The organism is Glutamicibacter sp. BSL13 (assembly GCF_052928425.1).
This window is the reverse complement of sequence record NZ_JAVGCZ010000105.1, coordinates 1-8,794: the sequence shown is the minus strand read 5'-3', so window position 1 is coordinate 8,794 and position 8,794 is coordinate 1. Positions and strand designations below refer to the sequence as shown.

General features: G+C 66.8%; 7 protein-coding genes. 5 read left to right on the top strand and 2 right to left on the bottom strand.

Features of this window, described 5'->3' with window-relative positions; all coding sequences use genetic code 11:
* The 3 genes from RCJ92_RS13690 to RCJ92_RS13680 form a co-directional block, all read left to right on the top strand.
* Positions 1 to 1,426, top strand: a 1,426-nt coding sequence (locus tag RCJ92_RS13690; protein WP_446754836.1) for a helix-hairpin-helix domain-containing protein, incomplete at its 5' end; no start/stop codon positions are given.
* Between the two features lie 184 nt (positions 1,427 to 1,610).
* Positions 1,611 to 2,111 (top strand): ferritin, encoded by a 501-nt coding sequence (locus tag RCJ92_RS13685; protein ID WP_138176110.1) that lies wholly within the window; start codon positions 1,611 to 1,613, stop codon positions 2,109 to 2,111.
* A gap of 104 nt (positions 2,112 to 2,215) precedes the next feature.
* A complete protein-coding gene (locus RCJ92_RS13680) occupies positions 2,216 to 2,929 on the top strand; it encodes an SH3 domain-containing protein (protein WP_138176112.1) in 714 nt (237 codons plus the stop codon).
* A gap of 334 nt (positions 2,930 to 3,263) precedes the next feature.
* On the opposite strand, the gene RCJ92_RS13675 is transcribed toward RCJ92_RS13680, so the two are convergent.
* Both RCJ92_RS13675 and mgrA read right to left on the bottom strand, forming a co-directional pair.
* Complete coding sequence (locus tag RCJ92_RS13675; protein ID WP_446754835.1) at positions 3,264 to 4,646, bottom strand: NAD-dependent succinate-semialdehyde dehydrogenase; 1,383 nt, start codon at positions 4,644 to 4,646, stop codon at positions 3,264 to 3,266.
* Between the two features lie 242 nt (positions 4,647 to 4,888).
* On the bottom strand, positions 4,889 to 5,950 hold the full coding sequence (mgrA, locus tag RCJ92_RS13670) for an L-glyceraldehyde 3-phosphate reductase (RefSeq protein WP_446754834.1): 1,062 nt from the start codon (positions 5,948 to 5,950) through the stop codon (positions 4,889 to 4,891).
* A gap of 682 nt (positions 5,951 to 6,632) precedes the next feature.
* On the opposite strand from mgrA, the gene RCJ92_RS13665 reads away from it, so the two are divergent.
* Both RCJ92_RS13665 and RCJ92_RS13660 read left to right on the top strand, forming a co-directional pair.
* Complete coding sequence (locus RCJ92_RS13665; RefSeq protein ID WP_346922220.1) at positions 6,633 to 7,415, top strand: alpha/beta fold hydrolase; 783 nt, start codon at positions 6,633 to 6,635, stop codon at positions 7,413 to 7,415.
* 6 nt (positions 7,416 to 7,421) lie between these two features.
* Positions 7,422 to 8,794, top strand: a 1,373-nt coding sequence (locus RCJ92_RS13660) for a helicase-related protein (RefSeq protein ID WP_446754833.1), incomplete at its 3' end; no start/stop codon positions are given.

Here is an 8,794-nt window from a genome sequence, read left to right as displayed (position 1 = left end):
CGAGGACGAATCGGTGAAGATTTTTGCCGCGAACCTGCGTGACGTGCTGCTGGCCGCCCCGGCCGGTTCCAAGGCCGTGCTGGGCCTGGACCCGGGGCTGCGCACCGGGGTGAAGGTGGCGGTGGTGGACCGCACCGGGCAGGTCGTGGACACCGCCACCATCTACCCGCACGCCCCGGCCAACAAGTGGGACCAGTCGGTGCAGGTGCTGACCGCCCTGGCCCGCAAGCACGGCACCGAGCTGATCGCGGTGGGCAACGGCACCGCCGGGCGGGAAACCGACCGGCTGGCCGCCGCCGTCATCAAGGAGCTGACCGGCGCCAAGCCGGCCAAGGTGATCGTCTCCGAGGCCGGCGCCTCGGTGTACTCGGCCTCCGAACTGGCCAGCCAGGAGCTGCCGGGCATGGACGTGTCGCTGCGCGGGGCGGTCTCGATCGCCCGGCGCCTGCAGGACCCGCTGGCCGAACTGGTCAAGATCGACCCCAAGTCCATCGGCGTGGGCCAGTACCAGCACGACGTCAGCGCCGCGAAGCTGGACCGTGCCCTGGACGCGGTGGTCGAGGACTGCGTGAACGCGGTGGGCGTGGATGTGAACACCGCCTCCCCGGCACTGCTCTCCCGCGTCGCCGGGGTCGGGCCGCTGCTCAGCCGCAACATTGTCGAGCACCGCAACGCCAACGGCCCCTTCGCCACCCGCAAGGACCTGCTCAAGGTGCCGCGCCTGGGCGCCAAGGCCTTCGAACAGTGCGCCGGGTTCCTGCGCATCACGTCCGGCACCGACCCGCTGGACGCCTCCGCGGTGCACCCCGAGGCCTACGCGCTGGCCCGCACCCTGCAGCACAGTGCCCAGGAGCGCGGCCGCCGGCTGGCCGAACTGGATCCCGCCGAGTTCGTCACCGAACAGTTCGGTGAACCCACCATCCGCGATGTCATCACCGAACTGCAGCGTCCCGGACGCGACCCGCGCGGGGAATTCGTCACCGCGGCGCTGAAGGAGGGCGTGGAAACCCTCAACGACGTGAAGCCGGGCATGATCCTGGAGGGCACGATCTCCAACGTTGCCGCGTTCGGCGCGTTCGTGGACATCGGGGTCCACCAGGACGGGCTGATCCACGTCTCGGCGCTGAGCAACAAGTTCATCTCCGACCCCCGCGAGGTCGTCACCTCAGGACAGATCGTGAAGGTCAAGGTCCTGGACGTCGACGCCGCCCGCAAGCGCATCTCCTTGACCCTGCGGTTGGATGACCCGCTGCCCGGGCAGAGCACCCCGGACCAGCCAGCCGGTTCCCGGCAGCGCAATCCGCAGCGAAACGGCCAGCGAAACCAGGGCCAACGCGGCGCCCGCCGGGCGCCGGGGCCGCGCAAGGAATCGGCTCCGGCCAATACCGCGATGGCCGAGGCGCTGCGCAAGGCCGGATTGGGATAACCTCCTACGACCCTGGCTCCCCCTACCCTCCGGCCACCTGGACCCGTGGGGTAGGGGTGCCAAACCAAAGTTTGCTACGCCTCAACTAAATGCAAGTCAGACCGCTGGTGTGAGCTAATTCGGCAGCTGCTTAGTGTGCCTAAACTTCGGTGACAAGCGCGCCGAATGCGCCTATTGTAAAAACATGGAACTTACAGGAAAACTGGCAGAAGCCTTCAACCAGCAGATCACCCTAGAACTGACCGCGGCCACGGTCTATCGCCAGCTGGCCGCCGAAATGGAAGTGCTCAGCTTCCCCGGCATCGCCAACTGGTTCCGCGCCCAGTCGCAGGAAGAGATCGTGCACGCCGAGAAGTTCATCATGCACATGGCCGACCGCGGCGCCCACCCGAAGATCGGTGAGCAGCCCGCCCCGAGCCTGAACGTGCGCAGCGTCGAGGACGCCTTCGCGGCTTCCCTGGCCCACGAGCAGAAGGTCTCGGCCGCCATCCGCGAACTGTACCGCGTGGCCCAGAATGAAGCGGACCTGGACTGCCTGCCGCTGCTGCACTGGTTCATCGACGAGCAGGTCGAGGAAGAGGCGACGGTCGGGGAAATCCTGGACCGCGTGCGCCTGGTGGGCGATGACGGCAGCGGCCTGCTGCGCATCGAGGCGGAACTGGCCTCCCGCGATTCCGCGGAGTAAAAAGTCCTCACTCGCCGCGGGCGATTGATTAATGAAATAAACTTAGGGAAGCAATGATTGTTGCTTCCCTAGGTTTTTAAGTTTCAGAGGTGTTTGTGGATCGGGTGAGACCGTCACGTGCGCAGGCCAGTCCGCAGGCCGTGGCGCTCACGCACCGCACAACCGCGTCGCTGAAGCTGCGCAAGGGAGCCGGGCGGCACTACCTGGTGCAGACGCAGTTGATGGAACACCAGGAGCTGGCCCTCGTGGAGATCCGCGGCTCATGGGCGCATGTGTATGTGCGTGGGCTCTACGGCTGGCTGCCGGCGGCCTACCTGGAGCAGATCCCCGACGTGCAGGTCAGTACACCGTCGCAATCCCCAGCCGAGCCCAAGGCTGCGGCCGTCCCCTCGCGCTACGCCCTGATTGAGGCCACGCACCAAACCACTGCCACCCTGAACCTGCGCAAGGGAAGCGGCACCGGCTATCCCGTCATCAAGGTCGTGGATCAGGGCGCCAAGGTCAAGGTGATGCTGCAGCAGGGACTGTGGGCGCAGATTCAATGGGGAGATTCCCAAGGCTGGGTGCCGAGCATGTACCTGCAAACCCTGCCGCAACGGCCGCCGCGTGATGGACTGATTTCGGTGCCCCAGCAGAGGGCCTTGACAACGATCAGCCTCAACGGCCGCCGAGGACCGGGAGACCATTACCCGCTGGTGCGCATCCTGCAGGCCGACACCGCAGTTGTCGTCACCGCTCGCCAGGGTGCATGGCGAAAGATTGAGCGGGACGGGGAGCAGATGTGGGTTCCCGCCAGCCAGCTCAGAACCGTTTACTAGTTGCTGTTCAGCGATTTTCCTCGGCCAGATCCCTGACGCGGATGGGCGCCGCCTCTGTGGCGACCACGGCCAACTGAACCCGGTTGCAAACTTTGCGCCTTTCCGAGCGCTGACGGCGGCTGCTTTCGCATCCTGGACGGTGCCCACCGCAAAGCTTCGGTGCTGCGGTAGTTTCATCGCCCCGCCGACGGAAGCTGGTTTTTCCCTCTTTGCAGCCTCAGAGCATCTGCCTGCGACCCGGGTTGAGGCAAGCGAGGAGGACCCACAGGACGGGTTAAACAGGTCTGGGCCTGGGAACCGCGCTCGGATCCCAGGCCCAGATGGAGAGTAGGGCTTACTCGCCGATGTAGTACAGACGCTTGTTGACGAACTCGTCCATTCCCAGCGGGCCAAGCTCGCGGCCGAAGCCCGAACGCTTCACGCCGCCGAACGGCATCTCGGCGCCCTCGGCGCTGGCGGCGTTCACGCTGGCCATGCCGGCCTGCAGGCCCATGGCAACCTTCTCCGCGCGTGCCCGGTCCTCGGAGTGCACCGAGCCACCCAGGCCGTAGACGGTGTCATTGGCCATTTCCAGCGCCTCTTCATCGCTGGAGACCTTGTAGACCACGGCAACCGGGCCGAAGAGCTCCTCGTAGTAGGCGCGCATGTCCTTGGTGACACCGGTGAGCACGGCGGGGGAGTAGTAGGCTGCCGGGCCGTCGTGCAGCACACCGCCCGCGTGCAGGGTGGCACCCTTGGAGACGGCGTCCTGGACCTGCTCGTGCAGGTCCTCGGCCGCCTTGCGGGAAGACATCGGGGCGAAGGTCCCCTCCTCTTCCTTCATCGGGTCGCCGGGCTGAAGGCCTTCGGCACGCTTGGTCAGCTCGGAGACGAACTCGTCGTAGATGTCCTCCATGACGATCATTCGCTTGTTCGAGTTGCAGGCCTGGCCGGTGTTGTCGATGCGGAAGCCCCACGCGGTTTCGGCGATGTCGGAGATGTTCTGCGAGTCCAGGACGACGAACGGATCCGAACCGCCCAGCTCCAGGACGGCCTTCTTCAGGTTGCGTCCGGCCTGTTCGCCGATGATGGCGCCGGCGCGCTCGGAACCGGTCAGCGAGACACCCTGGATACGCGGGTCCTCGATGATGGTGGAGATCTGGTCGTGGGTGGCGAACAGGTTGTTGTAGACCCCGGCCGGTACTCCGGCCTCGTCGAAGATTTCCTGGATGGCCAGCGCGGAGCGCGGGCAGGACTCGGCGTGCTTGAGGATGATGGTGTTGCCCAGCATCAGGTTTGGCGCCGCGAAGCGGGCCACCTGGTACAGCGGGAAGTTCCACGGCATGATGCCCAGCAGCGGGCCGATCGGACGCTTCTGCACGACCGCGCGGCCGCCGGAGAGCGACTTGATTTCGTGGTCGGCGGCCAGGGTCGGGCCCTCGGTGGCGAAGTACTGGAAAATGTCCTTGCAGAACTCTGCCTCACCGACGGCCTCGGACAGCGGCTTGCCCATCTCGGTGGTCATGATCTTGCCCAGCTCCTCGGCACGCTCGCCGAACAGCTCGGCGATGCGGTGCACGATCTTGGCGCGCTCGTTGATGTCGGTCTTGCCCCACGACTCGTAGGCTGAGGAGGCTGCACTCAGGGTCTCCTGCACCTGCTCATCGGTGGCCACCGGGAATTCCTCGACCGTTTCGCCGGTGGCAGGATTCAGGACCTTATAGGTTTGGGCGCTCATTCTCGCTCCTGTCATAGTGCATGCAATGGACTGTCAGCTGGCGCTCGTGTCCGTGCCCGAACCCTCCGATCGGGAGGGCTGTGAACCCGGTCACGAAGCTCTCCTCTGAGCATATCGTCCGTACGAGAATATAGCTACTACGAATTCAGTACGTACAGCAGATTTTCGGTTCGGAAACCGTAGCGTCAAAGCGCGAAGCAGGGCCGGAAGCGGCGCTCCCGGCCCTGGCGTGGGGTGTGGATTTAGCCGATGGCCGAACTCTTCCACCAGTCGATGCCGGCATCGCCCTGGGTGATGGTGGAAATCTGCTCCAGCTCCTGGGTGGTGAACTCGGTGTTCTGCAGCGCCGACAGGTTCTCATCCAGCTGCTGCGTGGAGGAGGCGCCGATGAGCACCGAGGTGGCCGCGCCGTCGCGCAGCAGCCAGGCGATCGCCATCTGCGCCAGCGACTGGCCACGCTGTTGTGCCAGCTCGTTCAGGCTGCGGATCTTCTTCAGGTTCTCCTCGGTCAGCTGGTCCTGCAGCGAGCGGCGCCCGCCGGAGCGTTCGACGTCGGTGGTGCCCAGGTACTTGTTGGTCAGCAGCCCCTGCGCCAACGGGGTGAACGCGATCGAGCCCATCCGCTCCTGCTCCAGGGTTTGCAGCAGACCGTGCTCCACCCAGGGGTTGAGCATGTTGTAGGAGGGCTGGTGAATGACCAGCGGGGTGCCCAGGTCCTTGGCGATCGCGGCGGCCTCGGCGGTGCGTTCGGCCGAGTAGGAGGAGATGCCCACGTAGAGGGCCTTGCCTTGGCGCACCAGGGTATCCAGCGCGCCAATGGTCTCCTCCAGCGGCGTCTTGGGATCAAAGCGGTGCGAGTAGAAGACGTCCACGTAGTCCACGCCCAGGCGCTCCAGGGACGCATCGGCGGAGGCCATCAGGTACTTGCGCGAACCAAACGTGCCATACGGGCCCTGCCACATGTCCCAGCCGGCCTTGGAGGAGATGATCAGTTCATCGCGGTAGGGGCGGAAGTCCCCGCGCAGCATCCGGCCGAAGTTCTCCTCGGCCGAACCGGCCGGCGGGCCATAGTTGTTGGCCAGGTCGAAGTGGTTGATGCCCGAGTCGAAGGCATGGCGCAGGATTTCACGCTGGGAGTCGAAGGTTCGGTTGTCGCCGAAGTTCCACCACAGACCCAGCGAGATCGGCGGCAGCAGCAGCCCGGAGGCGCCGACGCGGCGATAGCCGAAATGCTCGTAGCGGTCTTCTGACGCGACCCATGGGCGGTGTGAATCAACAACTGGTTGGAAGCGCTCGTACTCCACGGTGCACCTTTCTCTTCTTGGCGGCAGATGCCATTGCACAAGTTCAAGACTAGGGCAGGAAAAGGGCCGGATCCGATTCATCGGGGCCACGACGCACCCACCGGTGCCCCATGGTTCACGGTGCTTAACATGAAGAACCGACCCGGGCGGCCAAGGAGGTAACGCCGCTTCGGATCGGTTCTTCTAGATCACTCGCACCTTGAGAAGGTAATAACCACTATAGGAAGCGATTCTTGTTATTAGCTGTGCGTCGAATGAGCGGTCACATAGAGAAAGCGTGACGCGAGCGGGGCGGGTCCGGCCGCGGCAATGCTTTGTGCGCGCCGGTTGGCACCGGGCCGGGAACAACCCTGGTCCCGGTGCCATGGCGGGACGATGCCCGGCGCTCAACCAGGCGCTAGTAGTTCGAGGGTGGGTCCGAGGCGGGAAAGGATTCGTCCTCCCACTCCTCGACCAGTTCCTCATCATGGTCGTGCCGGACGTCCTCGTCGCTTCGTTCCTGAGGCTGCTGTGTCATGGCCTCTCCTTCCGCTGGTGCCCTAACGGGCAATCCTGAGGTACTTTCAGTGTTCTACTTTTCGCCCGGGTTGTCGAGGGATCCGCCCCTGCCCGCCGGTGGCAGGCGGAAGCAGTGCCGCCCCGGATTGGGCGGCGCCACCCGCACTGGGTTTTAATCGAAGACATGCCCAGCATCACGAACCCAGCCGACGGAACCGAGATCTTCTTCGACGATGACCGCGCCGCGGGCGAGGCCGTCGTCTACCTGCACGGTTCAGCACTCTCCCGCTCCATTTGGCGCGGCCTGGGCTACACCAAGACGGTGGGGGCCGGACGCCGCAACATCCGCATCGACCTGCGCGGGCACGGCAAGTCCGGCAAGCCGCACCGGACCGAGTCCTACACCATGGAGCTGATCACCGGGGACGTGCTGGCCGTGCTGGATTCCCTGGGCATTGAGCGCGCCCACCTAGTGGGGTACTCCTTTGGCAGCCGCACCGCCCTGTCGATCGCACTGCAGCAGCCCGAACGGGTGCTTAGCCTGAGCATGCTGGGCGGAACCTACGCGATTGAAAGCGGCGAGATCGACGGGCTGTTCTTCGAGGGCTACCTCCAGGTCCTGCGCGCCGGGGACATCGAGGGCTTCGTCAGCGGGCAGGGGCGCCTGGACCCGGCGACCCGGATGGCGTTCCTGGCCAACGACCCGCTGGCCCTGGCCGCCTACTTCGAGGCCGCCGAAACCCTGCAGCGCCTGGAACTGGAGCAGCTGCGCGCCCTGCGGGTGCCGACCCTGCTGCTGGCCGGAACCCGCGACCAGCCGCGCTTTGAACACAACAAGGTGATGGCCCGCACCATGCCCCACGCCCGGCTGGTGCCGCTGGTGGACCGCACCCACGGCAGCACCCTGTTCCCGATCGAACCGGGAGCCACCCAGATTGCACAGTTTCTGGACCGCCACGACCGGTAGGAGCCGATGATGGTGAACCGCGCCAGCGCCCCCTTTGACCTTGCCGCGATCGGCCGGGGCCTTGCCTTCGGTCCGGCGCACACCCAAATCAGCCGGCGCCTGGGCGACGCGGTGGATGCCCCGCTGGTCATCCAGGCCCCGCCGGGCTCCGGCAAGACCACGATCGTGCCACCCGCCGTGGCCAACGCCCTGGCCGCCGCAGGGTTGGGCGGACGGGTGATCGTCACCCAGCCGCGTCGGATGGCGGCACGGGCCGCGGCCCGCCGCCTGGCCCAGCTGGACGGCAGCGAACTGGGGGAGCGGATCGGCTTCTCGGTGCGCGGGCAAAGCCTGAGCGGTCCGCGCACCCGCATTGAGTTCGTCACCGCCGGGCTGCTGCTGCGCCGGCTGCTGGCCGACCCGGACCTGGCCTCGGTGGGCGCGGTGATCGTCGATGAGGTCCATGAGCGCTCCATTGAAACCGACCTGGTGCTGGCGATGCTCAACCAGGTCAACCAGCTGCGCGATGACCTGGCCCTGCTGGTGATGAGCGCAACCCTGCACGCCGAGGACCTGGCCGGCTACCTGGGGCGCGGGGCAGCGGCCGGGATCATTTCCGGGTCCGGCATCCAGCATCCGGTCGCCGAGGAATTCTGTTCCTACAGCGGCACCCGCAACGCCGAACGCGGGCTGGAGCGCGGCTACCTGGACCACGTGGCGGCCACCGCCGTCGAGCAGACCGCCCGCAACACCGCCCAGGGCCCGGCCCGGGACACACTGGTGTTCGTGCCCGGGGCCGGGGAGGTGGAGCGGGTGCGCGCGCTGGCGGCCGGCGATCCGCGCTTTGAGGTCCTGGCCCTGCACGGGCAGGTCGAGGCCGCGGCGCAGGATGCGATCCTGCAGGACCCGGGCCCGGCGGCGCGGCCGCGGATCATCATTTCCACCCCGATCGCCGAATCCTCCCTCACGGTGCCGCGGGTGAACCTGGTGGTGGACGCCGGGTACGCCCGGGAACCGCGGCGGGACGCGGTGCGCGGGATGAGCGGGTTGGTCACCGTGGTGGCCAGCCGCGCCTCGGCCACCCAGCGGGCCGGCCGTGCCGGACGCCTGGAGCCCGGCCGGGTGGTGCGCACCCTGGATCAGCGTTCCTTCGCCGCCGCCCCGGCCTTCACCAGCCCACAGATCGCCACCGCGGAGCTGACCCAGGCGGCGCTGTACCTGGCGGCGTGGGGGACCCCGCGCGGGGAGGGGCTGGAGTTGTGGCAGCAGCCTCCGGCCGCCGCGTTGGATGATGCCGAATCCGTGCTGCGCTCACTGGGCGCGATCGACGAGAGCGGGCAGCTGACCCCTGCCGGGCAGCGCCTGGTGCAGGTGCCGGCCGACCCGCGGCTGGCCCGCGC